Below are 25,403 nucleotides of genomic sequence, written 5' to 3'. Positions count from 1 at the left end.
CTCTACCTCGCCGTTGGACGAATGCAACGGCGCGGTAGAGATGCTTCGGCAAGCTCAGCATGACGTTCATTTTGGCTTTCTGAATAGCTTTAATACAAAGAAGAAATAAAAAACGGTCATCCTCCTGAAGAAGAATAACCGTCGTTCTATTTCTCATTGTACATGGCTCACCGCACCTTCACTATCTCCAACTCGAAAATCAAATCGGAGTTGGGTGGGATGAGGTAACGCCGGCCGGTTTCGTCGTCGGGGTCGGGTTGGCCTTTGGCTCCGTAGGCCAGGGCGGCCGGAATCCAGACCCTGGCCCGGCTGCCCTCGGGTAGTAGCAACAGGGCCTCATCGAAGCCGGCAATGACTTGCTGGCGGCCGGCGCGCACTTTCAGCGGCCCGCCTTGCTGCACCGAAGTGTCGAAAAGACGCCCGTCGGTGGCCAGGAAGCCGGTGTAGTGTACCACTACCCGGCTGCCGGGCACTGCCGGCCGGCCCGGCCCGGGCTGGCGTATCACGTAGCGCAGCCCCGAGGCCGTGGTGGTGGCGCGGTTCAGCAGGCTATCGGCGGTGGCAATGGGGGGAACCGTGCTGAGCGTGCGCTGGGCTCGGGCAGCAAGCGGCGCCAGGCTGCTCAGCACGATAAACGTTCCTCCAAATAGTACCCGCCACTTCATAAGGCTTATTCTACGTTGAGAATTTCGATGTCGAAGAGTAGCGGCGTATTGGCCGGAATGGACCCCGAAGTGCCCATGCCGTAGGCTAGGTACGAAGGGATGATGATCAGCTTTCGGTCGCCCTTACGCATCTCTACTGTCGCCTGGCTCCAGCCCGGTATCACCCCCGTGCTGCCATTGATGAAGCTAAAACAGCCGCAGTCGGTGCGGTTGGTGTTCGAAGCATCGAACACTTGGCTTTCGTTGGTGGCTCCAATAAAGCGACCCACGTAGTTAACGGTGACCTTCTGGCCGGCTTGATGAACGGGTTGGTTGCCGGGCCATCCGTAATGGGAACCAGATAAATGCCCGATTCGAGCCGCTGGAAGTTGGTTTTGGCGTTGCGGGTGAGATAGGCCTGAATGGCCTCGTCGTCTACCTTCTTCTGGGCATCAACGGCTTCCCGGCTCACGGTGATGAAGTCGGGTTCTTTGCTGCAACCGGTGAGCACGGGCGTGGAGGCTACCAACAGGCCCAACAACGACAGGAGTAAAGGGAATTTTTTCATCATGACTTAAAAAGCAGGACGGGTTGCCCGCAAAATTACTGGATATCTACTACCTCCACATCGAAGCGCAGCACCGCGTGGGCGGGAATTGAAGCACTGGGGCTGGTGCCTTTATAAGCCAGTTCCGACGGAATCAGCAGGATGGCCTTGCTGCCCTTGTTGAGCAGGGCAAAGGCAACGTCCCAACCCTCAATAACATTGCCGGCACCCAGTACAAACGGAAAACCGATGGAAGCCGGGTTGCTCTGGTCGAACATATTACCGTCGAGGGTGGTGCCTTTGTACTTCACTTTCACCGTTTTGCCCGCGGTGGCTACCGGGCCGGTGCCGGGCTGGGTAACGGCCAGGTACAAGCCTTTTTCTTTGCGCTCAAAACCCGTCAGGTTATTGGCCTGGATATAGGCCGTAATCAGGGCCTCGTCGCGGGCGGCATAGTCGGTGGTGTCTTTTTCTTCCTTTTTGCAGGCGCTCAGCAACGCAAGCAGCAACAGCAAAAAGAGGGGCAATTGACGTTTCATCACAGAAAAGCAAAAGAGAAAAACTATTTAATGTTGGTCACTTCCACATCGAAGCGCAGCACGGCGTGGGCGGGAATGGAGCTGCTGGGGCTGGCGCCTTTGTACGCCAGTTCCGACGGAATCAGCAGGATGGCTTTGCTGCCCTTATTGAGCAGGGCGAACCCCTGGTCCCAGCCCGCAATTACCTGGCCCTGGCCCAGCACGAAGGAAATAGGCGTGTTGTTGTTGTTGCTGCTCGAGTCGAACACTTTGCCGTCGAAGGTCTGACCCGTGTACAGGGCCGATACCGCTTGCCCGGTTTGAGCATTGGCACCGGTACCGGGCTGCGTGATGGCCACGTACAGGCCCGAGGGCTGGCGCTGGAAGCCCGTCAGGTTGTTGTCTTTGATGTAAGCCGTAATCAGGGCTTCATCACGCTCAGTATAATCGGTGGTGTCTTCCTTCTGGCAGGCCGAAAGCAGGGCCGTAACCATCAGGAAGCAGAGCGTGGCCAGCCACGTAGGCTGCCGGAAACGAGAAAGGAAAGAACGCATACAGGAAAAAAAAGCCAACAATAAAACGTGGAATACCCCGAAGATACAAAAGCCCCCGGCTAGGTTGCACCAGACCGGGGGCTTTGCTTGTTGCGCGAGGCCGCCGCAGGGGTTACTTGCCCTGCTGCTGCTGCATAGCTTCAATCTGACGACGCATTTCAGCTTCGTCCATCTGGCCACCAGCGGCGGGCTGGGCGGCCGGGGCATTCTTCACGTCTACCAGCTCCACGTCGAAACGCAGGATGGCATCGGCCGGAATGTCGGCGCCGGCGCCGCGCTGCCCGTAGGCCAGCGACGATGGCACCAGCAGAATGCCTTTCGAGCCCTTCGTGAAGTGGGAAATACCCGCATCCCAACCCGGAATTACCTGGCCTTGGCCCAAAGCGAAATCAAACGGCTTATTGCCCATCTTCTCCGACGAGTCGAACACCTTGCCGTTTTCCAGCAACGAGCCTTTGTAAAGCACCGATACAATCTGGCCCGCCTTGGGTTTGAGGCTCGAACCGGCGCTGGTGATGGCGTAGTACACGCCCGAGGTGTCTTTCTGCACCTTCAGGTTGTTTTTCTGCACGTAGGCCTGCAGGGCAGCATCATCTTTCTGCAGCTGATCTTTGGCGTGAGCCGCCATTTTGCTCTGCTGCTCCACCTGCATCTTCTGCACATCGGCCATGGCCTCCTCGCGGGTCTGGATCTTGTCCACCTTCACGAACATGGTCATGGTTTTGCCGGCCTTGCTCATGAATGGCGGCACCGGCTGGCGGAACGACTTGGCGAAAATGGTATCCACGTTAAAGCGGAACACGGCCGAGTCGCCGGGCTGAAGCAGGCTGATGGCTTCTTCGAGGCCACCGCGCTGGGCTTTACGCACCGTATCGAGCGGTACGCGCACCGGGAAGCCCATCTGCTGCTTGCGCGAGTTGAAAAGCACCGAGTCCTTGCCGGTCCGGTACTCCACGTGCAGGGCCATGATTTTGCCGAGGCGGTCCTTGTAAGTTGCGTCGCCGTCGGCACTTACGTCGCGGGCGTCGTACTTACCAGCGCCAGTGCTCTTGAATACCTTATACTCAATCCCCGATGGCGTCTTGCTGAATTCGCCGCTTTTGTTGCAGGAGGCCAGGCTCAGGATGCCGGCCACCAGGGCCAGGCTCAGAAAGTTGCGTTTGAGAAACATGAAGGGGTTGAATGGTTTTGGAAATGGAAAATGTGGAGCAATGCGGGAGTGTGGGTCATGCGAGCAGCTTAGGTTATAAACTCAACACATTTTCACATCAGGCACGTGTCTCACATTGGTTGAAAACGGGGCAAGTTACACTCAAATCAGGCTGCCGGGTGCGCGGCCGCCAGCGGGGCCGCCACGAGCTGCGACTGGTACTCGGGCAGGAGCTCCAAAAACCGCGTAACCGTCTTGTCCAGCGGCTCGTGGCTGATGCCACCGGCGGCATTGTGGTGGCCGCCGCCGCTGAAATGACGGCGCGAGAACTCGCTCACCGAAAAGCCGCCCACCGAGCGGAAGGAGATTTTAATAGCCTGTTTGCGGTCGATGAGAATAGCGGCAAACACGATACCCTCGATGCTGAGCGCAAAATTTACCAAGCCTTCGGTATCGCCCGTTTTAGAGTGGTACTGGCGCAGCTCATCGGCCGTAATGGCAATGTAAGCCGTGTTGTATTCGCGCAGCACCGTGAGCTTATCCTTCAGCACGAAGCCCAGGAAGCGCAGGCGTTCCTCCGAATGCGAGTCGTAGATGCGGCGGTGCACATCGGAGAGGTTGATGCCGGCGCTGAGCAGCTCGGCTATAATAAGATGGACGTTGCGTGAGGTGCTGGGGTGGCGGAACGAGCCCGTATCGGTCATGATGCCCGCGTAGAGGCACTCGCCGATACCGGTGTCGATCAGGTCCTGGTCGCCCAAATCGCGGATGATTTCGAAAATCAGCTCGGCAGTAGCAGCGGCCTTGGGGTTCGAGAAATCGAGCTGGGCAAAGTCCTCGGGCTCCTGGTGGTGGTCGACCAGCACTTTGGTGCCGGCCGCGGCCCGCACGTACTCGCCCAGCTCGCTGATGCGGTTAAGGCAGGAGAAATCGAGGCAGAAAAGTACCTCGGCCTCGTTGATGATGGCGCGGACCTGGGCGTCGTTGCGGCGCGGGTCGTACACCACGACCCCCTCGTTGCCCGGCATCCAGGCCAGAAAATCGGGGTAGTCGGACGGCGTAACCACCGTGACGTGGTGGCCCTTCTTGCGCAGGTAGCCCGCCAGGCCCAGCGACGAGCCCAGTGCGTCGGCGTCGGGCTTGTGATGGGTGGTAATAAAAATCTGCCGGGGCTGCGCCAGCAGCTCCTTTAGCTCAGCTATTGTGGACATTGCCTACGGGGTAGGTGACTGAAAGTGGGCCGGTTGAACCGGGTACAAGGGCGGCAAAATTCGGAAATATTCCGCTCTCCAACAAAACGCCTTCTGGAAAGGTGCGCAAGTACGGCAATGTAGCGTTATGAGTTGCCAGTTGCCAATAGGAACGTCATGCAGAGCGGAGCGAAGCATCTCGCGTGCTGACGTTGTTAAGGTTGTGCAACGATAACACGCGAGATGCTTCGCTCCGCTCTGCATGACGTTCCTACTAGCAACTGGCAACTCATAACTGGCACCGACAGTCAGCCACCAACACCTACTTCCCGCAATTACCCGTACTTTTGCGCCCGCAAACCCGCATTTCATTTCAACCAAAACATATTGCCTTATGGCCACGAACCGCACGTTTACGATGATTAAGCCCGACGCCGTTCAGGAAAACCACATTGGTGGTATTCTGAGCATGATTGAAGAGGCTGGCTTCCGCATTGTAGAGATGAAGAAAGTGCTGCTGACCCCCGAGCGGGCTGGCCAGTTCTACGAAGTACACAAGGAGCGTCCCTTCTACCAGGATCTGGTGAAGTACATGTCGTCGGGCCCGATCGTAGCCGCTATCCTGGAGAAAGACAACGCCGTGGCCGACTTCCGCACCCTGATTGGCGCTACCAACCCGGCCCAGGCCGCCGAAGGTACCATCCGGAAGAAATACGCCAAGAGCATTGAAGCCAATGCCGTTCATGGCTCCGACTCCAACGAAAACGCCCAGCTCGAAGGTGAGTTCTACTTCGCCTAAGCACTGATTTCAGCGGATTAAACGGCTGTTGAAAACGGAGCAGGTATACTGCCACTCCGCCTTCCCAACCGCTGAAACCCTGGTACCTCAAGCACAAAAAAACGCCCGGCGCAATGCCGGGCGTTTTTTTTGTGCCCTGAGGTACCAGGGCGCGCTAGACTTCGCCAGCGGCTACCAGGGGAGCAGGGTGGCCATGGCCGTGGGCGTCACCGATAACCTCGGGGTTGTGCTTGTGCTTGAAAAGTACCATGAACAGCAGCGCGATAACCAGGGCATAGAGGGCAAAGGTTAGCCAGATGTTGTGCCAGTCTTTGGTACCGTTGGCGTTGGTGAAGAACTCCTGGATGATGATGCCGCTGAGCGAGCTGCCGAGCACAGCCCCAAAGCCGTTGGTCATCATCATAAACAGGCCCTGGGCACTGGCCCGGATGGCGGGCGCGGTCTGGGTTTCGACGAACAGCGAGCCCGAGATGTTGAAGAAGTCGAAGGCCATGCCATACACGATGCACGAGAGTACAATCATCCAGAGCCCCGCCCCTGGGTCGCCGTAGGCAAACAGGCCGAAGCGCAGCACCCAGGCAATCATGCTGATAACCATCACCTGCTTGATGCCGAAGCGACGCAGGAAGAACGGAATGGCCAAAATAAAGAGGGTTTCCGAAATCTGGGAAATCGACATGATGATGGCCGGGTACTTCACGGCAATCGAGTCTTTGAACACTTCCACAGTAGCAAAATCGTGCAGGAAGGTGTCGCCGTAGGCGTTGGTGAGCTGCAAGGCGGCCCCGAGCAACATGGCGAATACGAAGAAGATGGCCATTTTACGATCTTTCAGCAGGGCGAAAGACTGCAGGCCCAGCGCGTCGGAGAGGCTCTTTTCTTTGGCCCGGCCGAGCTGGGGCGGGCAGGGAGGGAGCGTGAACGAGTAGAAACCCAGCACGAAGGCCGCGGAGGCCGCCACGTAGAACTGGCTGGCCGACGTTTCGATGTGCAGCAAACTCACTACCCACAGCGCCACGATAAAGCCAATGGTACCCCATACCCGGATGGGCGGGTAGTCCTTCACCACGTCGCCGCCGCCGTTTTTGAGGGCCGAATACGATACGGCAATCGAGAGGGCCAGCGTGGGCATATAGAACACCATATTCAGCAGAATCACCCAGAAGAAGGTGCTCGGGTCGTTGACCAGCGGGATGGTGCAGAGTACGATGCCGCCCAGCAGGTGCAGGACGCCGTAGAGCTTTTCGGCGTTGATGTACTTATCGGCCACGATGCCCATGAGGGAGGGCATGAAGATGGAGGCAATGCCCATCGTGGAGAAAATGGCCCCAAACTCGGCCCCCGACCATTGTTTAGTTTGAAACCAGTAGGCGCCAATCGTTATCAGCCAGGAGCCCCAGATAAAAAACTGAAGGAAACTCATCAGGATGAGACGCAGCTTGATACTCATGGGACCGGGAGTTGAAAGGGGGTGGGAAAAGGCCGAAAGAAGAAGCAGAAACTACCGGAACGGGGCGTTGGGGAGCCCGGAGCCGGGTTGGGCCTTCAAAGATAACTAAAATCGGGTACGGCCAACCGCCACTGTATCTCGCCGGGCGAAGGCGGAAAAAGGGGATGTATAAAGTCGGAAAGCGGCTTGCCCCAAACATCGAAGCCCCCCGACCGGTAGGCCAGGGGGCTTCAAAAGTAGATGAGCGCGTACTCGGGTTAAGCCTGCGTCGTGGCTTCGGCTAGGGCTGGGTAGTCGGTGTAGCCCTGGTGGAAACCCTCGGGACCGGGCGCGTAGAACGTGCTTTCGTCGCCTTTGGCCAGCGGGGCCTGCTGCTCGAAACGAGCCGCTAAGTCGGGGTTGCTGATGTAGTCGCGGCCGAACGCTACGAGGTCGGCGCGGCCGCTCTGCAACTCGGCCTGGGCCTGCTCGGCGTCGTATTCGCCGCACAGTATAAGCGTGTTGGTGAACTTGGTGCGCAGGCGGTCGATAGTAGCGACGCACTTGGCGGCTACTTCCGGGCTTTGCTGATTGATGAGGTGCAGGTACACCAGATCGAGCTTTTGTAGTTCAGTGGCCAAGTGCTCGTACAGCGCGTCGATATCGCCATAGAGGGCCATGTCGTTGAACGTGCTCCAGGGCGAGAGGCGGATACCGGTGCGCTCGGCCCCGATGGCAGCGGCCGTGGCTTCGGCTACTTCCAGCACGAAGCGGGCGCGGTTTTCGAGGCTGCCCCCGTACTCGTCGGTGCGTTGGTTGGTGTGAGGATTCAGGAACTGCTCCAGCAGGTAGCCATTGGCAGCGTGCAACTCCACGCCATCAAAGCCAGCCTCGATGGCCAGCTTGGCAGCCTGCACGAAATCCTGGACCAGCGCCTTTACTTCAGCGGTGGTCAGGGCCCGGGGCGTGGGCTGGGGCTGCATTTGCTGCTGGTCGGTCCACATGTCGCCGGCGGCGGCAATGGCCGAGGGGGCCACCATTTCGGTGCCTTCGGGCATATTCAGGGGGTGCGATACCCGGCCGGTGTGCATAAACTGCACGAAAATCCGGCCTTCCTGGGCGTGCACGGCGTCGGTTACCAGCTTCCAACCAGCCACCTGTTCCTCATTAAACAGGCCAGGAATGCGGGCGTAGCCCAGGCCGTTGGCCGAGGGCGAAGTGCCTTCGGTGATAATGAGACCAGCCGTGGCCCGCTGAGCATAGTACTCGGCCACCAAGGGGCCGGGCACGTTGGCCAGCGAGCGGGCGCGCGTCATGGGCGCCATGGCGAGGTGGTTGCGGAGGGTAAGGGAGCCCAGTTGGGCGGGCGAAAGCAGCTTATCAGCCATGAGTCGGATTTAGTTTAATTCAGTGTAGATACACGAATGGGGTTAAACTCTCCATCCCGGCGAAAGGTTTTAATTCGTGTATCCACACACAGCTACTGGGTAAAGGCCGAAAAGTAAAAAAGCCTCCACCTGATTCAGGTGGAGGCTTTTTGGCGCTGGCTGGGCGGCGGGTTAGGCGGCCTGGAAGCGCTTATTTACTTCATCCCAGTTGATGAGGTTATAGAAGGCCGCGATGTAGTCGGGGCGCTTGTTCTGGTACTTAAGGTAGTAGGCGTGCTCCCACACGTCGAGGCCCAGTACGGGGGTGCCTTTGCAGCCAGAATCGGGCATTAGTGGGTTGTCCTGGTTGGGCGTGGAGCAAATCTGCACCGAGCCATCGGCGTGCTTGCACAGCCAAGCCCAGCCCGAACCAAAGCGGGTGCTGGCGGCCTTCGTGAATTCTTCCTTGAACTTCTCGTAGCTGCCGAAAGCCTTGGTAATAGCTTCGCCCACGGCCCCGGTGGGCTCCCCGCCGCCCTTGGGGCCGAGTACCGTCCAGAACAGGGAGTGGTTGAAGTGGCCGCCGCCGTTGTTGCGCACTGCGGCCGGAGCCGCGGCAATGTTCTGCATCAGGTCTTCGAGGCTCTTGCCTTCCAGCTCGGTGCCGGCTACGGCATTATTGAGGTTGGTAACGTAGGCCTGATGGTGTTTGCTATGGTGAATCTCCATGGTCTGGGCATCGATGTGCGGTTCCAGGGCGGAGTAGTCGTAGGGTAGTTTGGGCAGTTCGAAAGCCATAGTAGCAGGGGTTAGTGGTGGATGAGGGAGAGAGAAAGGGCGTCGGTAAGCCTCAGGCCTCCCGACTATATACAACCGCCGCAACCGGTGCAGGGTTACGGTAGCTGGCCAAAAGTAGCCTATTTCCGCTTCTGGGCGAAGAATTCCCGCATCAGCTCCTCACTCTCGGGGGCCAGAATCCCGCTCACTACCTCGGCCTTGGGGTGGAGCAGCCGGCCGTGGCGGCGATAGCCGAATTTCGGCTCGGCGGCCCCATACACCACCCGTCGCACCTGGGCCCAGGCGCTGGCTCCGGCGCACATCACGCAGGGCTCCACGGTTACATAAAGGGTGCAGTCGTGCAGGTATTTGTTGCCGAGGTGGTTGGCGGCAGCCGTGAGGGCCAGCATCTCGGCGTGGGCCGTCACGTCCTGGAGCTTCTCGGTCTGGTTGTAGGCCCGGGCGATAATGCGCTTGTCCAGCACGACTACGGCCCCAATCGGAATTTCGTCTTCCTCAAACGCGTACCGTGCCTGCTTAAGCGCCTCCTGCATATACTGCTCGTCGGAATACAGGGAAAGAGTCATTGGTAGTGTGATTATAGGTAGGGGCGGAGGCAAGCCCCGCCCCTACAAGTTTGTTACTTCATCACTACACTGCTCATGATATCCCGCGCAACGGGTTGCCACTGAGCCTGCTCCTGGGCGGGGGCGTCGAAGGTGAACACGTAAAGCTGGTCGCCCTCGATGGCGTATTGCACTAGCTGGTACTTGCGGATAGGCGCCAGCGTGCCGGTACGGCGGGTATCGGCCACCGTCGAAACAAATTCCAGCAGCACGAAGTCGCGCTTGTTCACCGTGCGGATGTCTTCCTGCAGAAACTGCACCTTGCCGTACATGTTCTGGATGCTGGCCTTGTAAATCTTTAGCAGCAGGGCATAGTCGCGGTTGCTGAACGTGGTCGGGTTCTGGGCCACGCTCATGCCCACCCGGCCGTTGGGGCTGCTGAAGACGGCCAGCGGCCGGCGCTGGGCGGGGTACTTGGCCGCAATTCCGTCGTCGGGCAGGGCCGCGAAGTCGGTTGGCACGCCAATCGTCAGGTTTTTGGTGATGGTAGTTTTTTTGAGTTTAGGGCCGGCGAAGGCAACCAACCCGGCCAGCAACAGCAGGAGCGGGGCGAAGCGGAACAGGCGAAAAGTAGCGGACATGGCAGGGAAAACAGGAAACGACGCCGGCCCGAAAAGCAGCCGGCGGAAAACACAAAGCTCCGAAGTCAGGACGACTTCGGAGCCGAAAGCCGGACCACCGGCCCGAAAAGCCGCGCCGAAGCGCCGGGTGAGTGGCTGGGTTAGCGCCGTCTTTTGCGGGTGGTGGTAGCTACCGGAGGGTATTTGATCATCACTTTCTTCCAGTACACGTAGTTGCCGGTTTTGGCCTCTACCAAGTAGGTGCCGGCCGGAATGCGGCCAAGGTCTACCGGCTCACCGGTGTTGCTCTGTGGGTCCAGCTCGGTGCTGTACACCGCCTGCTTTTTATAGTTGGTAACGGTGAGCGTGCCGGGCTTGGTGAACTGCTGGGTGAAGCTGAGCAGGATGCTCTTGCCCCCCGAAGCCGGAAATACATCAATGCCTGATAGCGTTTCCACGCGCTTGATGGGGCCGTTGAGTACGATAGGCTCCACGTCGGCTTTGGTTTTTACCGCGGTGCCATCGGCGGCTTTGGTCTTGGTCTTGATTTTGGTCTGGGCCTGGGCGGCCGAGAAAGTAAGCAGCGTGGCGGAAAGGGCGAGTAGAATGGAGCGTTTCATATCGAAAAGAGAAGGCAGAAAGTCAGGGAAAAGGCAGTGCTGACCTTCCCTTTACAGAAGTCAGGCCAAATATGTTGACCGGCCCGAAAAAGGCGAGTCCGGCGCAATGTGGCTGGTAAATATGAAGAAACAGGTCACTCAGTGCGAAGTCGGCCCCCATCTCGTGCGAGTAGATCAATGATTTGAGTGCCAGGAATTTATTATTACTCTTATGTGACTACTCAGGCCCCACGCCGCCAGATGAAGCCGTCGAGGACATAGTGGGTGGCCTGAGGCAGGGCCAGTAGGGGCACGAGCAGCGTCAGTAGGGCCGAATCGGATACGGCGGGCAGTTGCTGGAACCAGCCGAATACGGCCGAGTGCTCCCGCCACACCAGCCCGTCCCAGAGGCCTTCTTCCAGCAGCGCCAGCCCAAACAGCACCCCCAGAAACAGCAGTACCCCGTAGCGCCCTTGCCACCAAGCCCGGGCCGTTGGGGCAGAAGTTGCCGACGCCGGCTGGCTGGTAGTCCAGATCAGGGCCAGGTAAGGGATGCCGTGGGCCACCACGTTGAGCAGGGTGAAGGTTAGGTCGCCGTTAAGCAGCACGATGCCCACGTACCAAGAGGCGGCCGTGCCCAGCAGCAGTAGGTTGCGCGGCCAGTTTAGCCGGCCCGTGCGCCGGACCTGCCGGATTTCTTTCACCAGGTAGCCCAGCAGCAGCCCGCCGTATAGCACTGTGAGCCCAAGCCGGCCCGCCGGCCAGTCGCGCTGCACAAAGTCGCCCTCGATGAACCAGTTGAAGTGCCGGGGCGGGGAGAGGTGCCACCAGAGCAGGGGATAGAGGGTGGCGGCGTAAATCAGGACCATATCGAGGCGGCGGCTGAATGGAGGGGCCATTTCTTGGCGGCTGTAGAGGCGCAGGAAACCGTATTGCTGGCGGATAAAGTGGAATACGGCCGCGTAGGCTAGTACCCGCCAGAACCAGAGCCCGCCGCCCAGTCCGTGCAGGGCAACCCCGGCCGCGTAGCAGGCTAGGGGCACGGCCCAGAGCAGGGTCCGGAACCGCCGCCGCCGGGCGCGGTCGAAGTAGGTGCGGAACAGGGTACTGTAGACATGGGCCACGTCGATGAGGACTATCAGGCATACCCAGGCCCACAGAGGCATTTGGGGGCCGGTGCGCATGGCTGGGGGCAGGGCCGCTACGGCCAGTAGGGCCAGAAACGGCGGGGCCAGAATCCAGAGCCCATCGAAGCCGGCCGAACGAATCCAGGGCTGGCGGTCTGGGGCTAGATGGGGCGGCGGGGCAGGAGGGAGCATAGTGGCTGAAGTTACTGCTGAATCCAAAAGCTAACCGGTTATGAAGCAGCAGGCTTCCGGGCTGCCAGTACCTGCTGGGCGGCCCGCAGGCCCTGGTAGAAGCCTTCCTCGAAGATGGAGATGCCGCTCAGGTCAGTGTGAGCCAGGAATAGCTTCTGCTGCCAGGGCCGGGCGGCGGCGGCCCGGGCCGCGCCCCACACGAAGCCGGGAGTGGGAGCCACCATGCCGTGCCCCCAGACCCACACGTCGGCGCGCTGGACCAGGGGGGTGAGCCCGGGGTGGGCGGTTTCCAGCTCGGCCAGGGCCTGGCGCACCCACTCGTCGTAGCTGGTTTGGTAGGCCTGGCGGCGGGCGGCGATGGGGTCGGGGGCGGCTAGGGGGCGGTACCAGGTGATAACCCGGGAGCCGATATCGGAGAGGCTCAGACGCTGGTGCCCGGCATCCACGTAGCCCACCGACTCGGCCCCGTAGAGCACGTTGTCCCAGCTCAGGGGCTGGCCGGGGCCCTGGGGCAGGCCCTGTACGGTGAGGTTGACCACCACCCAGGGGGCGCGGCGGCAGGGCAGGGCACGGTGGGCGTCGGGGGGCAGGGTGGCCAGAAGCCGCTCGGTAATGAAGAGAGGCGTGGCCATAATCACCCGGCGGGCCTCAACGCGGGTGGTCAGCCGGGTGCGCACGTCGTAGCAGTCCACGGCCAGGCCGGTGGGCGTGTCGTGGAGGGCGAAGGCCACCGTGTCGGGGCGGAGGGCGGAGCGGGCTTGGTGGCGCAGGGCTTCGGCCAGGAAGCCGTTGCCCTGGGGCCAGGTGAGCACGTCGGAGCTGTCGGCGTTGTGGGCGTGGCCCTTGCGGCTGGCGAAGTAATGCAGCCCCGCCCAGGCCGACACTTGGGCGGCGGACGCACCGTAATCGTCGCGGCAGCTATAGTCGAGGTACCAGCGTAGGTAGGGGCTGGTGAAGCCCTGCTCATCAAGGTAGGCCGCGAAAGTCACGTCATCGAGGCGGCGGAACTGCGCGTCGCGGGATGATTCCCGGACCGGGATGCGGAAGGCGTCGCGGCCGTCCTGGCCCACGGCTTGGCGCAGCTCGTCAATCAGGCGGAAGAAGCGGGCAATCTGGGCCTTTTCTTCGGGGGGCACGCCCAGCTCCGGTACCAGCCCGGTCTGCCAGTAACCCTGGATGAAAAGTCGTTCCTCGGGGTCGTGGCAGAGGTGGTACTCGTTGTAGACGGGCAGACCCGAGGCGGCGTCGAAGCCGGTAATGACGCCCGCTTCGCGCAGAAAATCCAGCAGGGCGCGGTTGCGCACGTCGGGCACGGGCAGGTAGTGGGCACCCCAGGGGTAGGCCGAAACGCCGTTGCGGCCGGCCCGGGAGTTTCCGCCGGGCTGCTCATCGAGCTCCACCAGCAGAATCTGGGCCGGGTCCAGTCCCTGCCGCTCCAGCTCCCGCCGGGCCGCGAGGCCGGCCACGCCCCCGCCCACAATCAGCACCTCCACCTGCTCGGTGCGAGTGGGCGCGGGCATCCGGGCCGGGGCGCGCAGCAGGTGGCCAGTGGCATGGTTGGCCCCGTGCAGACTCCCGCGAATGTGGCCGCGCCCGGTGCCTGGCGCACAAGAATGCAGCCCCGCCAGCGGCGCCAGCAGTAGCCCCGCGCCCCCCAGGGCAGTTCGTTGCAAAAAATGACGGCGGGAGGGCATGGTGGGTGGACTGTTGAATGGGTGAACTGCTGGATTGTTGAATGGGTGCATGGGTGAACGGCTGAAAAGAACTGTCATCCTGAGTACTCAATAATCCAACCATCCACCCATTCAACCCTAATGCACATATGGCCCCCAGTCTTCTTCGAAGTAGCGCACGAGGGCCTGGTTGTTGAGTTGGTTGATGTCGGTGGGGATTTCGCTCATGTCGGGGGGGAAGAAGCGCATATCGCGGATGGTGGCGGGCGTGACATAGCGCAGGCCGGCGGGTAGGGGGCCGGCATCGGGGCGCCAGTGGCGGTTGCGGCCGGCCAGCACGAAACCCCACTCCCCGAACGAGGGCACGTAGCAGTGGTAGGGTAGGGTGGTGAAACCGGCCGCCTCTAGGGTGTGGGCCACGCACCAGAACGTGCGGCGGGCCACGTAGGGCGAGGTGCTCTGGACTACCACCCAGCCGCCGGGCGCCAGCCGCCGCTCCAGCTCCCGGTAAAATGCGGCCGAGTAGAGCTTACCGATGGAGTAGTTGCCGGGGTCGGGAAAATCGACGATGATGCAGTCGTAGCGGGTGGTATCCTGGCGCACCCATTGGTAGGCGTCGCCGTTGATGACCTGGACTTTGGGGTGGAGCAGGGCGCGGTGGTTGAGTTCCAGTAGCATCTGGTTGTGCTGAAACAGGTGGGTCATGCCCGCGTCGAGGTCCACGAGGCGAATGCTTTCCAGCTGCGGATACTTGAGCAGCTCGCGCACCGCCAGCCCGTCGCCGCCGCCCAGCACCAGCACCCGGCGGGCCCGGGGCAGCGCCTGCATGGCGGGGTGCACTAGGGCCTCGTGGTAGCGGTACTCATCGGCGGAGCTGAACTGCAGGTTGCCGTTGAGGAACAGGCGCAATTCCCGCTGGTTCTTGGTGAGCACCAGCCGCTGGTAGGGGGTGGTTTTGGAGTAGATAACCTGGTCCTGAAATGCCAGGCCCTCGGTGTAGGTCTGCAACCGCTCGGCGTAGCCGAAACCCACGGCCAGGGCCAGCAGGGACGCCACCAGCGCCCCGGTGAGGGAGCGGCGGAAGGGGCGGGTTTCGGGGAAGCGGTAGAGGGCCACCCCGGCCACCACCACGTTCAGGGCCCCGCACAGCAGCGACGTGCGAATCAGCCCCAGCTGGGGCACCAGCACCAGCGGAAACACCAGCGAAGCCAGCAGCGCCCCGATGTAATCGAAGGTGAACACCCGCGAAACGAGGTCCTTGAACTCGAAGCGGTTTTCCAGAATCCGCATCAGCAGCGGAATTTCCAGGCCCACCAGCACGCCCGTGAGGCCTACCAGGGCGTAGAGCATCAGCCGGAACGAGCTCACGTACTCAAACAGCACGAACAGCAAGGGCGCCGAGAAGCCGCCCACCAGCCCCACCAGAATTTCGAGGCGGATAAACCAGCGTAGCAACGAGCCGCCCAGGTAGCGCGAGAGCCAGGAACCGATGCCCATCGAGAATAGGTAGGCCCCGATGATGGTGGAAAACTGCATCACCGAGTCGCCGAGCAGGTAGCTGGCCAGGGTGCCCGCAATCAGCTCGTAAATCAGTCCGCAGGTGGCAATAACAAACACGGAGCCCAGCAGGAGGGCCGGGCGGTAATCGGGCCTGGCGGCGGCCAGGGCGTCCTCGGAGGCCACCCGCCGCGCCCGGCGCACGGGCACTTTATCCATGAATGGCAGAGCTGATAATCAGGGCCACGGCAATCATGAAAGCGGCCCCCATGATGGCCAGGGCCGTATTGTGCTCCTCAATAATTTCCTTCCAGAGCATGCGCGGCGTGAGCTTTTCAATCACGATAAAGCTGCCCACCAGTATCACGATGCCCAGCACCGAGTACACCACCGACGAAATAATAAGCTTGAAGTTGAGGTATTCCATGAGGAGGAGTTAGGAGCTAGAAGAAAGGAGTTAGGAGCTAGGAGACAGAAGGTTGTGTTGAAGGGGATAAGAAAGCGAAAACGCTAATCAGCAACGAGCAGAATAAACGAATTCTGTCTCCTAGCTCCTCATTCCTAGCTCCTCATTTATGAAAATACAAAGCGCGGCCGCCGGAGCCGTGGGCGCGGCCGGTGCCGTTGAGGTTGGGTTCGGCCTCGTTATCGTCGCCGAGCAGGCGCAGGCCCGAGAGGCCGGCCCACACGAAGCCGCCATACACCAGCACGGCAAACAGGGCGTAAAAGCGGATTTTCCAGAGGGAGCGGAGCCAGTCCATAGCGGGGGGCAGAAGGTCAGGAATAGGGGCTGAAGTCACTGTTTTCCCAGCGCGAGGATTCGTGGGAGGCCCGCAGTGCGTACAGGATGCCCGGGTAGAGCAGCAGCAGCACCAGGGCCAGCACGGCGTTGGAGCCGGCCGTGGCCCGGGCCTGCACGGTGGCCCGAAACTGAATAGCTTCCGGCTTGCCGAGGTCGGCTACGGGGTAGAAGTTAAGGTGATAGGGCCCGGCTGGTACCTGGCTGAGCAGGGCTTCCGCGTCTTGGTTGCCCTCGTGCCAACTCTCGCCGTCTTCCACGCCCGAATACGACTCCAGATTGCCGGTAGCCGCGAACTGCTGGCCGGTTTGCTCGTTCACCAGCGCGTAGGGCAGCTCCACCCAGTTGTTGTTGAGGCTGGCCCATAGCTTCACCGTAAGGGCCCCGGTGCCGGGCACCGTGAACGACGGCGACACCAAAACCTGCCGCTCGGAGCCGTTAGGCGTTACCAACTGGCCCAGCGAATCTGTGATGGGCTGCGGGGGCAGAGGGACGGTCACAAACTCGCGGTTAAACACGGTTTCGTTGCCCCAAAGCATCAGAAAAACGTGCGTCAAAACCACGGCCAGGACCATGAGCAGGGAAAACGTGAACAGCTGGGGCCAATTGGCGTGGCCCGGGGCGGGCTGGGCCGCCCCGGTGCCGCTGCGGTAGGGCAACCGGCTCATGGTCACCCCAAAAGCTGCGGCTACTTCCCGGGGCTCCAAGTAGCGGGCCAGAAACCAGTGGTCATTGTTTTTGTTCTGCCGTTCACGCACCAGCATTTGGGGCGGACTGATGAACTCCGAAACGGTCAGGCTCTCATCACTTAGCACGTTCCAATCGAACTCGCCCTCGGCGTACAGCACCCGGGGCGAGTAGCGGTTGTAGAGCTGAAAATCAGCGTCATCCGTTACTACGGTGCCGCCCGTGGAGGAGCGGTATTGCTCGTTGGTGGGCTCAATCAGCAGCCAGTGGCCCTGGAATACGGCCAACTGGCGGTTGGCCCCGGTGGTTTCGTGGCGGAGCTGGAACTCCTCCCAGCGGTAGTTCGGCCCCTTGGCCTCGCAACGCCACTGGTAGCCTGTGATGCGGTAGGTTTCGCCGTCCAGCTGGCCCGTGGTGCCCAGCGCCAGCGGCCGGGCGTGGGGCGGTTGCTCCTTGAAGCGGCGTAGCTGCTTAGGCTTGCCCACCTCGGGGTACTCAAAAAACGTCCCGCATTCGGGGCACCCGAAAAAGGCGCTTTGGAGGGCATCGTAGTAACAGACCTCGTGGGCGCAGTGCGGGCAATGGATGGCGGCCGGGGCAAACGAAACGGACGGATTCATCGGCGCACTTCGGTTTTGCTCTGCTCAACGGCCCCGAAGAAGTCCAGGGTGGCCGCGTACAGGCTGCGGGCCCGGTCGGCATTGTCGCGGCGGAAGTTGCTCAGAAACACGTCGAACGTGGCCAGGCCGTGCTCGGGCCAGGTATGAATGCTCAGGTGCGACTCGGTGAGGGCCACCACGGCCGTAAAGCCGCCGTCCTCGAAGGCATGGTAGGCACTGCCTACGGCCGTCAGGCCCTGCCCGGCAATCTGGCCCTCAAAGAAAGCCCGGCAGGCAGCCATATCCCGCAGGGCCGGCGTCGGTGCCGTAAACGTGGCCAGAATATGCAGGCCGGGAGCGTAAGAATCCATTCAGTTATCCTAATCACCCGCCCCGAACTATTGGGCCAGACCCCGGCAAGATAGTGAAATGGGCGGATGAGTGAAACCGGTTGTTTCGAGTTGGGAAGCTGGAGAATCCGTCTACTACATACCCTGAAGTCTGACCCAATGCCGCCCCTGATACTTGTATATCAAGGGAGCAAGGGTAAACTCATGCCATGAACATGCAGGTAAATATTCGTTTTTCACGATGCTCTGCATGAAGGTCTTTTTACCGCTTACAGATTCCTGTTCGCCTCCCCGCTACTTCTCCATCGTTACCGTTTTCAGGTTATCGTCCGGGGTGCGGTCGATGAGCAGGTTGTAGGGGTCGATGCCTGCTTTTTCGGGCTTTTCGGGCACGATGACGCTCAGGCGGGTAACACCAGGTCGGAAGCGGCGCTTCTGGCGATACAACGGCACATCCTGCCACTGGCCGTTGATTTTCCGGCGGGCCAGTACGGCCACGTCAATCAGGTCGTTCATTCGCCGGGCCGGGGTTTCGTTGCCCAGGCTGTCGGCGTATACCTTTTTAGCGTTGAGCACCATGTCCACGCGGTAGCGGCCGTCGGGCAGCTTGCGGGCCGTTACGGAATCGGCCTTGTTCTCATACAGCGCGATGCGCTCGAACATATCCGTGAGCAGGTATTGCAACGAGTCGGGCGTTACCTGGCGGAACTCGCGCAGCAGGTCCAGCGAGGTCGTGTAGGGCGGCTGCTGGAACTTCACCTTGTTCAGGTAAGCCGAAAGCGCTGGTTCACCTTGTCTTCGCCGAGGTAGTCGGCCAGGGCGTACATCACCACCGAGCCCTTGCGGTAATGGATGTACTGTTGGTTTTCGACGCGGTAGAGGGGCTGTTCGGCCACGCGCTCGGTGCTGCGGCCGCGCAGGTAAGTGTCGAGCTCGTACTTGAGGAACTTGCGCATGCGCTCGGGTCCGTACTTCTGCTTCATCACCATCAGGGCCGAGTACTGCGAGAGGGTTTCCGACAACAGCGTACCGCCCTGGGCCGCCGCCCCGATAACCTGGTGGGCCCACCACTGGTGCGCCACCTCATGGGCCGTCACGTAGTAGGGGTAGTCCACGTCCTTGGGGTTGGCGGTGTCCACTTTGGCAATGAAGCCGATGTTCTCCGAAAACGGAATGGTGTTCGGGAACGACTGGGCGAAGGCCGAGTAGCCCGGAAACTCCACGATGCGTACCTGCCGGTGCTGGTAGGGGCCGAAGTTTTTGGTGTAGTAGGCAAGGGCGTCCTGCACGCCGCGCACCATGCGGTCCAGGTTGTACTCGTGGCCGGGCTGGTAGTAAATCGTGATGTCCACGTCGCGCCATTTGGCGTGGCGTTCGGCGTAGCGGGCCGACTGGAACGAGTAGAAATCCAAGATGGGCGCGTCCATGGTGTAGCGGAAGTAGCGGCGGCCGTTGGCGGTCCACTCCTTTTGCAGGTAGCCGGGAGCCAGGGCCAGCTGGTCGGGCACGGTGCTCACGGTGGCGGCAAAGCGCACCCAGTCGGCGTCGGAGGCAATGTAGGTGTTGGCGCGGGCGGCGGTGTCTTCGAGGCGGGCCATGCGCAGCTTGGGCTTGAGGCCGAACTTCTTGCGGGCGCTTTCCTCGCCTATTTCCGCATCAGCGTTGTAGCCGATGTGGGGCAGGGTGCCGTTGTTGACGAACGTGCCGTTGGCCACAATGCCCGTGCGCTGGGTTTGCTGCTCGAAGCCGGGGGAATCGTAGTACAAATCGAAGGTGAGGGCCAGCGAGTCGCCGGGAGCCAGGGGCCGGGGCAGGCGTTGCACGTAGAAGCCTAGCACGGAATCGGCCACCACGGCGGTGGCCCCGCCCGCCCCAAGCTGCATCTTGCGGATGCGCACGTCTTCGGGCAGGTTCAGAATCACGGTGTCGAGGGCGGCGGCGGTTTTGTTGCGCAGCCAGTACTGGCCCTGCACCCGGGCTTCCTGCCGCTCCGGAAACAGGTCTACCTGCACATCCACGGCCACAATGCGGGGCTGGGGCGTGCGGCGGTAGCGGCCGTACTGCTGCTCGTACTTCACGGTGAGCTGCTGGCGGGCCTTGCTGCCGCGGTAGGTATTGAGCACGTTGGTGTTGTAGAAAATCCAGCTGCCCACGGCCACGAAGCCCAGCAGCGCCAAGGCCAGCGCCGCCCGGGCCGGGCCGGTAAAACGGCGGGCGGCCAGCTCGCGGCGGGTATCCCAGTCGGTTTCGGAGCCGCGCACCCATAGCAGGTTGGCCACGATGGCCAGGGCCACGGCCAGCAGGCCCCAATAGAGTTTGAACCACAGGTAGGGTCCCACGAAGTGGCCGAACCCGTTCATGTCGGAGTAGCGGATACCCGAGTCGGCGCCAAAGAGCAGCAGGTTGTGCTCCAGCCCCATTTGCCCGGCAAAAATCGTGAACACGTAGTAGAGCACCATCACGAAGTGGCCCAGGTACTTGTTGTTCACCACCACGTGCACCACCACGGCCAGCACCACCACCAGCCAGTAATCCACCAGCTTCAGCCCGAACAGCCAGCGCAGGTACAGCCCGATTTCGAGGTGGGTGTAGCCCGACACTAGCTGAGTGCCGATGCCGAACACCATGACAATGAGCAGCAGCACTACCGGCACCAGCAGCAGGGCCGTGAGCTTGCTGGCAAACGGCACCCAGTTGGGAATGGGCAGCGCGTCGTGCATCTGGTTGAGGCGGGCGTCGCGCTCCTTCCACACCAGCTCGCCGGCGTAAAACGTGACGATGGCCAGCACGAACAGCGAGAACGAGCCCGACAAAATCTCAATCACCTGGGCCGTAACGGGGTAGGTAGTGGTGTCGAAAATCTTCCCGATTTGCAACGCCGCCGCCAGCAAAAACGCCAGGCCGGCCGCCACAATGGCAATAAAGTAAGGGCTGCGTAACACGTCGCGCAGGCCCAGCCAGGTCAGGCGCAGGTACTGGCGGAAGTACTGGGCGAAGCCGAAATGCTGCTCCACGGGCGGCAGCAGCACCGGGGCGGTCGGGGCCACCACCACGCCGGGCGCGGTCTGGGGCCGGCTGCGCTTAGCGCTGCCGGTAGCGCCCTGCTCGAAGCGGAAGCGCAGGTAGCAGAAGGCGAACAATAACAGCCCCACAAGCAGCCACAGCAACCGGTTGAGGCCCAGTAGCCCGGTGGGTAGAATCAGGCGGGCGTTTTTCTCAACGGGCGTCCAGTACTTGGTCAGCAAAGCCATGGCCCCGCTGCCCATGGGGTCGAGCAGGGAAGCTACGGTCTGGTTATCGAGGTCGGAGAGCTGGGCCTGGGCCACGAAGTAGAGCACCAGAAACACGATGCTGCCCACGTAGGTGCTCAAAGCCTGACGCGTGAGGGTGGCCAGGGCAAAGAAAATGGCCCCCGTCAGCAGTACGTTTGGCAGCACGAAGGTCAAGTAAGGAACCAGGTAGTAGCTGAGGTGGAACTCCCCCAGTCGGTCGGCCGGAATGCCCGGAAACAGCGCCCCGATTAGCAGCCCCAGCCCGATACCGCCCATCATGAGCACGGTAATCACGAGGGTGCCAAAAAACCGCCCGCCCAGGTAGCCCCACTTGCTGATGGGCGTGGTGAAGAGCAGCGGGTGCATCTGGGAGTCGAAGTCGCGCAATACCGCCGGCCCGAACATGGCCGACACCAGCAGAATCCCCGGCACCAGTGTCAGGGCGCTGGTCAGGCCGTTGATGGTAAAGGGCGAGTTCAAGTGCACCTTACCGCTGCCCACCACCGCCGTCAGGCTCTCAAAGAAGCCCCCCGTCACGAGGGCCATCAGCAAGGAGAGCACCAGCAGAATGCCGAAATAAATGTACGTAGCCGGCCGCCGCAGCCGGTACCAAAGCTCAAATTTGAATATCTGTAGAAACATGGGAGCAGGAGTGAGGAGCTGAGGGAGTTAGGAGGGGGAGGAAAGAAGAGCATAGCTCCCCTCCTTGGAAAGGAGGGGTTGAGGGTGGTTGATGACGCTTGAACTTCGGCTAAAAACTAGCTTTAGAGCGAAGAATCGTTCTGAGGAAATCAACCACCCCCAGCCCCTCCTTTCCAAGGAGGGGAGCTAGTTTCTAGCTTTCTACCGCTACTGCATTCACCATTTCCGCCTGCTTGATGCGGGCGAAGTACACGTCTTCCAGCGTTGGCTCCACGCCGTCGTACTCCGGGCCGGGCTGGCTGCCGGCTACCACGTGCACGATGGTGCGGCCGGCAAACAGGCGGGTGGAAATTACCTGCTGCTCCTGCTGGAGCGCGGGTAGCTGCTCCTTGTCAATTTCGCGCCGCCACACCTGGCCCCGCAGCTCCTGCATCACCACCAGCGGGTCGCCGGTGAGCAGCACCTGGCCCTTATTTATGATGGCCATGTTGCGGCACAAGTCACTCACGTCGCCCACGATGTGGGTGCTCAGAATCACGATGATGTTCTCCCCGATTTCGGCCAGCAGGTTGTGGAAACGGTTGCGCTCGGCCGGGTCGAGGCCGGCGGTGGGCTCATCCACGATAATCAGGCGGGGGTTGCCCAGCAGGGCCTGGGCGATGCCGAAGCGCTGCTTCATGCCGCCCGAGTAGCCGCCCAAATTCTTCTTGCGCACTTCGTAGAGATTGGTTCGGTGCAGCAGCCCCGATACAATGTCGCGGCGCTGCTTGCTGTCGCTGATGCCCTTGAGCACGGCGAAATGGTCGAGCAGCTCCTCGGCCGAAATTTTGGGGTACACCCCAAACTCCTGGGGCAGGTAGCCCAGCACCCGGCGCACGGCGTCCTTGTTTTGCAGCACGTCCAGGTCGCCCAACTGAATGCTGCCGCTGTCGGCCTCCTGCAAGGTGGCAATGGTGCGCATCAAGCTCGATTTACCAGCCCCGTTGGGTCCCAGCAGCCCGAACATGCCAGTCGGGATAGTAAGCGTAACGTCGCGCAGGGCCTGGGTGCCGTTGGCGTAGGTTTTCGAGAGGTGCTCAATGCGAAGTTCCATACAAGAAGGATGAGAGGCAGATGATTGGTGCGAGTAGAAAGGGTGCCAACAAACATAGGAAAACCTGCATAGGCCGCCGACGCTTTTCAACCAACCGGCCCTGGCTGGGGGCCAACGCGCCGACGAAGGGTGTATCGTTGGTTGGGCATTCGTATTACACGAGGAGGAAAGTTTTTCCGCAAAGAAATGCGCGACGGTAGGAGAGAGGGGTTCTTTTCAACCTGCACTCACTTCTTCGCGAACCTCCGCGAGAAAACCCATCAGAAAATATCTCGCCTCTTCCTTCTCCCTACTCATATCTCAATAAAGTATCTTCGCTCAAAATATAGACCTATGCTCCGAACCCACACCTGCGGCGAACTGCGCCCCGAACATATTGGCCAAACCGTTACGCTCTGCGGCTGGGTGCAGCGCACCCGCGACAAGGGCGGCATTCTGTGGGTGGATCTGCGCGACCGGTACGGCCTGACGCAGCTGGCCCTGGAAGAAGGCGTGGAAACCGCCGAAGTGCGCGAACAGGCCCGCCAGCTGGGCCGCGAGTTCGTGCTCTGCGTGACCGGCACCGTGGCCGAGCGCCACTCCAAAAACGACAAAATGCCCACCGGCGGCATAGAAATCCGGGTGGAGAAACTCGACGTGCTCAACCCCGCCAAGCTGCCGCCCTTTCTGATTGAGGACGACACCGACGGCGGCGACGACCTGCGGATGAAGTACCGCTACCTCGATTTGCGCCGCAACCCGGTGCGCCAGAACCTGATGCTGCGCCACCGCGTGGCCCAGGCCACCCGCCGGTTCCTCGACGGCCAGGAGTTCATCGAAGTCGAAACGCCGGTGCTCATCAAGAGCACGCCCGAAGGGGCCCGCGACTTCGTGGTGCCCTCCCGCATGAACCCCGGTGAGTTCTACGCCCTGCCCCAGAGCCCCCAAACCTTCAAGCAGCTGCTGATGGTGTCGGGCTTCGACCGCTACTTCCAGATCGTGAAGTGCTTTCGCGACGAAGACCTGCGCGCCGACCGCCAGCCCGAATTCACCCAGATCGACTGCGAAATGTCGTTTGTGGAGCAGGAGGACATCCTTAACACCTTCGAGGGGCTGGTGCAGTACCTATTCCGGGAGGTGAAGAACCTGGAAATCGGGACGCTGCCCCGCATGACCTACCAGGATGCCATGCGCTTCTACGGCAACGACAAGCCCGATACGCGCTTCGAAATGAAGTTCACCGAACTGAATGATGTGGCAAAAGGCCACAACTTCCCGGTATTCGAAGCTGCCGAGCTGGTGGTGGGCATCTGTGCTACGGGCGCGGCCAGCTACACCCGCAAGCAGCTCGACGAGCTGACCGACTACGTGAAGCGCCCTCAGATCGGGGCCACCGGCCTCGTGTACGCCCGCGTGGAGGCCGACGGCTCGGTGAAGTCGTCGGTCGATAAGTTCTACGACCAGAAGGCCCTGCAACAGTGGAAAGCCGCCTTCAACGCCCAGCCCGGCGACTTGCTGCTGGTGCTGGCCGGTCCGGCCGACAAAACCCGCAAGGCCCTCTCGGAACTGCGCCTGGAAATGGGCCAGCTCCTCGGCCTGCGCGACAAGGACACCTTCTCGGCGCTGTGGGTGGTCGATTTTCCGCTGCTCGAATACCTGGAAGAGGAAGGTCGCTACTTTGCCATGCACCACCCTTTCACCTCGCCCAAACCCGAGGACATGGCCCTGCTCGACAACCCCGACACCATCGGCCAGGCTCGCGCTAACGCCTACGATATGGTGATTAACGGCGTGGAAGTGGGCGGCGGGTCCATCCGTATCCACGACCGCACGGTGCAGGCCCGCATGTTCAGTCTGCTCGGCTTTAGTGATGAAGAAGCCAAAGCCCAGTTCGGCTTCCTGCTCGATGCCTTCGAGTACGGCGCGCCTCCCCACGGCGGCATTGCCTTCGGTTTCGACCGCCTCTGCAGCCTCTTCGGCGGCGCCGACTCCATCCGCGACTTCATCGCCTTCCCCAAAAACAACTCTGGCCGCGACGTGATGATTGACTCGCCCTCGCAGATTTCGGGTGCGCAGCTGAAGGAACTGAGTATTAAAACGGATGTAGTGACGAAATAAGTAGCACTTCCTTTCTTGAAATACAACGGCGGCCTCTGAAGAATCAGGGGCCGCCGTTGCGGTTTATTGGCCAAAGTCCCAGCCGGTGCTTTCGTCAAAGTCTGCCCGCTCCTCGGCCGACATGCGGTTGCGTAGCAGCTTCACCGTGTAGCCACCAATGAGCCGATTGTGCTGGACATAGTTCCAGTCGGCCATCAGGGTCGTATCGATGACTACTTTGTCGCCTTCCTTGACTTGATTCGTGTATTCCGGCTTGTTGCCTATAATGCCGTAGAGGGTACCATGCTCGATGGTCGGGTCGGTGAGCCACAAAAACTCAGTTTGCCCGTCCTGCTCGTATGGAACTTTGATGGCGGGATTGGTAATGGTGGAATCAGGTTGGGCAATGGCGGCCATGAACTGCGGGAAGGTCGCCTTGCCCTGCTTCATGGCCATTTGCATTTCGGGGTCTTCCGCTTCCACGTTGTAGATGGTCGGCTCACCGGCCCGCTCTACCTTATCATCGGGAGCAGAAGAACAGTTGCTCAGCAACAGTGAACCGGCCAACAAGACGCGCGGCAGGAGCGAAGTAGTTTTCAGAAACATGTGATACAGGCTGCTTAAGGAAGCTGGAAT

General features: G+C 61.0%; 25 protein-coding genes. 2 read left to right on the top strand and 23 right to left on the bottom strand.

From position 1 onward, the window contains the following. Nucleotides 1–167 precede the first annotated feature (167 nt). The 6 genes from CDA63_RS15740 to CDA63_RS15715 form a co-directional block, all read right to left on the bottom strand. On the bottom strand, nucleotides 168–665 hold the full coding sequence (locus CDA63_RS15740) for an FKBP-type peptidyl-prolyl cis-trans isomerase (RefSeq protein ID WP_088465416.1): 498 nt from the start codon (nucleotides 663–665) through the stop codon (nucleotides 168–170). A gap of 5 nt (nucleotides 666–670) precedes the next feature. Next, nucleotides 671–1,018 (bottom strand): FKBP-type peptidyl-prolyl cis-trans isomerase, encoded by a 348-nt coding sequence (locus tag CDA63_RS15735; RefSeq protein ID WP_088465415.1) that lies wholly within the window; start codon nucleotides 1,016–1,018, stop codon nucleotides 671–673. A 229-nt stretch (nucleotides 1,019–1,247) separates the two neighbouring features. After that, complete coding sequence (locus tag CDA63_RS15730) at nucleotides 1,248–1,730, bottom strand: FKBP-type peptidyl-prolyl cis-trans isomerase (protein WP_088465414.1); 483 nt, start codon at nucleotides 1,728–1,730, stop codon at nucleotides 1,248–1,250. Nucleotides 1,731–1,753: 23 nt separating this feature from the next. Further along, nucleotides 1,754–2,263 (bottom strand): FKBP-type peptidyl-prolyl cis-trans isomerase, encoded by a 510-nt coding sequence (locus CDA63_RS15725; protein WP_165768333.1) that lies wholly within the window; start codon nucleotides 2,261–2,263, stop codon nucleotides 1,754–1,756. A 112-nt stretch (nucleotides 2,264–2,375) separates the two neighbouring features. Then, a complete protein-coding gene (locus CDA63_RS15720) occupies nucleotides 2,376–3,434 on the bottom strand; it encodes an FKBP-type peptidyl-prolyl cis-trans isomerase (protein ID WP_088465413.1) in 1,059 nt (352 codons plus the stop codon). A 146-nt stretch (nucleotides 3,435–3,580) separates the two neighbouring features. After that, a complete protein-coding gene (locus tag CDA63_RS15715; protein WP_088465412.1) occupies nucleotides 3,581–4,624 on the bottom strand; it encodes a DHH family phosphoesterase in 1,044 nt (347 codons plus the stop codon). A gap of 373 nt (nucleotides 4,625–4,997) precedes the next feature. On the opposite strand from CDA63_RS15715, the gene CDA63_RS15710 reads away from it, so the two are divergent. After that, entirely contained in the window at nucleotides 4,998–5,402 is a 405-nt protein-coding gene (locus CDA63_RS15710; RefSeq protein WP_088465411.1) for a nucleoside-diphosphate kinase, read from the top strand. A gap of 154 nt (nucleotides 5,403–5,556) precedes the next feature. Here CDA63_RS15710 and CDA63_RS15705 read toward each other — a convergent pair whose 3' ends face one another. From CDA63_RS15705 to CDA63_RS15635, 16 genes are all read right to left on the bottom strand, one after another. After that, on the bottom strand, nucleotides 5,557–6,852 hold the full coding sequence (locus CDA63_RS15705; protein ID WP_088465410.1) for a nucleoside permease: 1,296 nt from the start codon (nucleotides 6,850–6,852) through the stop codon (nucleotides 5,557–5,559). A 257-nt stretch (nucleotides 6,853–7,109) separates the two neighbouring features. Then, complete coding sequence (locus CDA63_RS15700) at nucleotides 7,110–8,219, bottom strand: alkene reductase (protein WP_088465409.1); 1,110 nt, start codon at nucleotides 8,217–8,219, stop codon at nucleotides 7,110–7,112. Nucleotides 8,220–8,390: 171 nt separating this feature from the next. After that, nucleotides 8,391–8,996 (bottom strand): superoxide dismutase, encoded by a 606-nt coding sequence (locus tag CDA63_RS15695; protein ID WP_088465408.1) that lies wholly within the window; start codon nucleotides 8,994–8,996, stop codon nucleotides 8,391–8,393. Nucleotides 8,997–9,115: 119 nt separating this feature from the next. After that, nucleotides 9,116–9,562, bottom strand: coding sequence for a nucleoside deaminase (locus CDA63_RS15690; protein WP_199797544.1), 447 nt, complete (start codon nucleotides 9,560–9,562; stop codon nucleotides 9,116–9,118). A gap of 53 nt (nucleotides 9,563–9,615) precedes the next feature. After that, complete coding sequence (locus CDA63_RS15685) at nucleotides 9,616–10,182, bottom strand: hypothetical protein (protein ID WP_088465407.1); 567 nt, start codon at nucleotides 10,180–10,182, stop codon at nucleotides 9,616–9,618. Between the two features lie 140 nt (nucleotides 10,183–10,322). Then, a complete protein-coding gene (locus tag CDA63_RS15680) occupies nucleotides 10,323–10,781 on the bottom strand; it encodes a T9SS type A sorting domain-containing protein (protein ID WP_088465406.1) in 459 nt (152 codons plus the stop codon). A gap of 221 nt (nucleotides 10,782–11,002) precedes the next feature. Next, the gene (locus tag CDA63_RS15675) at nucleotides 11,003–12,079 is read right to left on the bottom strand and encodes a hypothetical protein (RefSeq protein WP_088465405.1); all 1,077 of its coding nucleotides are present in this window, start codon (nucleotides 12,077–12,079) and stop codon (nucleotides 11,003–11,005) included. A 38-nt stretch (nucleotides 12,080–12,117) separates the two neighbouring features. Next, nucleotides 12,118–13,773 carry an NAD(P)-binding protein gene (locus tag CDA63_RS15670; RefSeq protein WP_088465404.1) on the bottom strand — a complete coding sequence of 552 codons (1,656 nt, stop codon included), beginning with the start codon at nucleotides 13,771–13,773 and terminating at the stop codon, nucleotides 12,118–12,120. 117 nt (nucleotides 13,774–13,890) lie between these two features. Then, complete coding sequence (locus CDA63_RS15665) at nucleotides 13,891–15,468, bottom strand: polyamine aminopropyltransferase (RefSeq protein ID WP_088465403.1); 1,578 nt, start codon at nucleotides 15,466–15,468, stop codon at nucleotides 13,891–13,893. Next, a complete protein-coding gene (locus tag CDA63_RS15660; protein ID WP_088465402.1) occupies nucleotides 15,461–15,676 on the bottom strand; it encodes a DUF350 domain-containing protein in 216 nt (71 codons plus the stop codon). Before CDA63_RS15660 ends, CDA63_RS15665 begins: the two co-directional genes overlap by 8 nt. Nucleotides 15,677–15,818: 142 nt before the next feature. Continuing rightward, nucleotides 15,819–16,010 (bottom strand): hypothetical protein, encoded by a 192-nt coding sequence (locus CDA63_RS15655; RefSeq protein ID WP_088465401.1) that lies wholly within the window; start codon nucleotides 16,008–16,010, stop codon nucleotides 15,819–15,821. A 16-nt stretch (nucleotides 16,011–16,026) separates the two neighbouring features. Then, nucleotides 16,027–17,355: a DUF4178 domain-containing protein gene (locus CDA63_RS15650; RefSeq protein WP_088465400.1), complete on the bottom strand. Its 1,329-nt coding sequence runs from the start codon at nucleotides 17,353–17,355 to the stop codon at nucleotides 16,027–16,029. Continuing rightward, nucleotides 17,352–17,705 carry an S-adenosylmethionine decarboxylase family protein gene (locus CDA63_RS15645; RefSeq protein ID WP_088465399.1) on the bottom strand — a complete coding sequence of 118 codons (354 nt, stop codon included), beginning with the start codon at nucleotides 17,703–17,705 and terminating at the stop codon, nucleotides 17,352–17,354. The genes CDA63_RS15650 and CDA63_RS15645 overlap by 4 nt, the downstream gene beginning before the upstream one ends. A gap of 273 nt (nucleotides 17,706–17,978) precedes the next feature. After that, nucleotides 17,979–18,443 (bottom strand): hypothetical protein, encoded by a 465-nt coding sequence (locus CDA63_RS21430; protein ID WP_242434704.1) that lies wholly within the window; start codon nucleotides 18,441–18,443, stop codon nucleotides 17,979–17,981. A 5-nt stretch (nucleotides 18,444–18,448) separates the two neighbouring features. Beyond that, nucleotides 18,449–21,598 carry an ABC transporter permease/M1 family aminopeptidase gene (locus tag CDA63_RS15640; RefSeq protein WP_242434703.1) on the bottom strand — a complete coding sequence of 1,050 codons (3,150 nt, stop codon included), beginning with the start codon at nucleotides 21,596–21,598 and terminating at the stop codon, nucleotides 18,449–18,451. A gap of 193 nt (nucleotides 21,599–21,791) precedes the next feature. Further along, a complete protein-coding gene (locus tag CDA63_RS15635) occupies nucleotides 21,792–22,691 on the bottom strand; it encodes an ABC transporter ATP-binding protein (RefSeq protein WP_088465398.1) in 900 nt (299 codons plus the stop codon). 333 nt (nucleotides 22,692–23,024) lie between these two features. Here CDA63_RS15635 and aspS point away from each other — a divergent pair, with 333 nt between their 5' ends. Continuing rightward, nucleotides 23,025–24,788 carry an aspartate--tRNA ligase gene (aspS, locus tag CDA63_RS15630; RefSeq protein WP_088465397.1) on the top strand — a complete coding sequence of 588 codons (1,764 nt, stop codon included), beginning with the start codon at nucleotides 23,025–23,027 and terminating at the stop codon, nucleotides 24,786–24,788. A 63-nt stretch (nucleotides 24,789–24,851) separates the two neighbouring features. Here aspS and CDA63_RS15625 read toward each other — a convergent pair whose 3' ends face one another. Further along, the gene (locus CDA63_RS15625) at nucleotides 24,852–25,373 is read right to left on the bottom strand and encodes a YegJ family protein (protein WP_088465396.1); all 522 of its coding nucleotides are present in this window, start codon (nucleotides 25,371–25,373) and stop codon (nucleotides 24,852–24,854) included. Nucleotides 25,374–25,403 lie beyond the last annotated feature (30 nt).

The sequence above is a fragment of the Hymenobacter amundsenii genome, assembly GCF_002204745.1.
GTDB lineage: Bacteria > Bacteroidota > Bacteroidia > Cytophagales > Hymenobacteraceae > Hymenobacter > Hymenobacter amundsenii.
The sequence above is the reverse complement of the archived record's forward strand: the minus strand, read 5'-3'. Positions and strand labels throughout refer to the sequence as shown.

Excerpts from the sequence above, each read along its gene's own strand:
- CDA63_RS15740 (WP_088465416.1), bottom strand. The coding sequence starts at position 665 with ATGAAGTGGCGGGTACTATTTGGAGGAACGTTTATCGTGCTGAGCAGC.
- CDA63_RS15730 (WP_088465414.1), bottom strand. The coding sequence starts at position 1,730 with ATGAAACGTCAATTGCCCCTCTTTTTGCTGTTGCTGCTTGCGTTGCTG.
- CDA63_RS15725 (WP_165768333.1), bottom strand. The coding sequence starts at position 2,263 with ATGCGTTCTTTCCTTTCTCGTTTCCGGCAGCCTACGTGGCTGGCCACG.
- CDA63_RS15720 (WP_088465413.1), bottom strand. The coding sequence starts at position 3,434 with ATGTTTCTCAAACGCAACTTTCTGAGCCTGGCCCTGGTGGCCGGCATC.
- CDA63_RS15715 (WP_088465412.1), bottom strand. The coding sequence starts at position 4,624 with ATGTCCACAATAGCTGAGCTAAAGGAGCTGCTGGCGCAGCCCCGGCAG.
- CDA63_RS15710 (WP_088465411.1), top strand. The coding sequence starts at position 4,998 with ATGGCCACGAACCGCACGTTTACGATGATTAAGCCCGACGCCGTTCAG.
- CDA63_RS15705 (WP_088465410.1), bottom strand. The coding sequence starts at position 6,852 with ATGAGTATCAAGCTGCGTCTCATCCTGATGAGTTTCCTTCAGTTTTTT.
- CDA63_RS15700 (WP_088465409.1), bottom strand. The coding sequence starts at position 8,219 with ATGGCTGATAAGCTGCTTTCGCCCGCCCAACTGGGCTCCCTTACCCTC.
- CDA63_RS15695 (WP_088465408.1), bottom strand. The coding sequence starts at position 8,996 with ATGGCTTTCGAACTGCCCAAACTACCCTACGACTACTCCGCCCTGGAA.
- CDA63_RS15690 (WP_199797544.1), bottom strand. The coding sequence starts at position 9,562 with ATGACTCTTTCCCTGTATTCCGACGAGCAGTATATGCAGGAGGCGCTT.
- CDA63_RS15685 (WP_088465407.1), bottom strand. The coding sequence starts at position 10,182 with ATGTCCGCTACTTTTCGCCTGTTCCGCTTCGCCCCGCTCCTGCTGTTG.
- CDA63_RS15680 (WP_088465406.1), bottom strand. The coding sequence starts at position 10,781 with ATGAAACGCTCCATTCTACTCGCCCTTTCCGCCACGCTGCTTACTTTC.
- CDA63_RS15675 (WP_088465405.1), bottom strand. The coding sequence starts at position 12,079 with ATGCTCCCTCCTGCCCCGCCGCCCCATCTAGCCCCAGACCGCCAGCCC.
- CDA63_RS15670 (WP_088465404.1), bottom strand. The coding sequence starts at position 13,773 with ATGCCCTCCCGCCGTCATTTTTTGCAACGAACTGCCCTGGGGGGCGCG.
- CDA63_RS15665 (WP_088465403.1), bottom strand. The coding sequence starts at position 15,468 with ATGGATAAAGTGCCCGTGCGCCGGGCGCGGCGGGTGGCCTCCGAGGAC.
- CDA63_RS15660 (WP_088465402.1), bottom strand. The coding sequence starts at position 15,676 with ATGGAATACCTCAACTTCAAGCTTATTATTTCGTCGGTGGTGTACTCG.
- CDA63_RS15655 (WP_088465401.1), bottom strand. The coding sequence starts at position 16,010 with ATGGACTGGCTCCGCTCCCTCTGGAAAATCCGCTTTTACGCCCTGTTT.
- CDA63_RS15650 (WP_088465400.1), bottom strand. The coding sequence starts at position 17,355 with ATGAATCCGTCCGTTTCGTTTGCCCCGGCCGCCATCCATTGCCCGCAC.
- CDA63_RS15645 (WP_088465399.1), bottom strand. The coding sequence starts at position 17,705 with ATGGATTCTTACGCTCCCGGCCTGCATATTCTGGCCACGTTTACGGCA.
- CDA63_RS15640 (WP_242434703.1), bottom strand. The coding sequence starts at position 21,598 with ATGTTTCTACAGATATTCAAATTTGAGCTTTGGTACCGGCTGCGGCGG.
- CDA63_RS15635 (WP_088465398.1), bottom strand. The coding sequence starts at position 22,691 with ATGGAACTTCGCATTGAGCACCTCTCGAAAACCTACGCCAACGGCACC.
- aspS (WP_088465397.1), top strand. The coding sequence starts at position 23,025 with ATGCTCCGAACCCACACCTGCGGCGAACTGCGCCCCGAACATATTGGC.
- CDA63_RS15625 (WP_088465396.1), bottom strand. The coding sequence starts at position 25,373 with ATGTTTCTGAAAACTACTTCGCTCCTGCCGCGCGTCTTGTTGGCCGGT.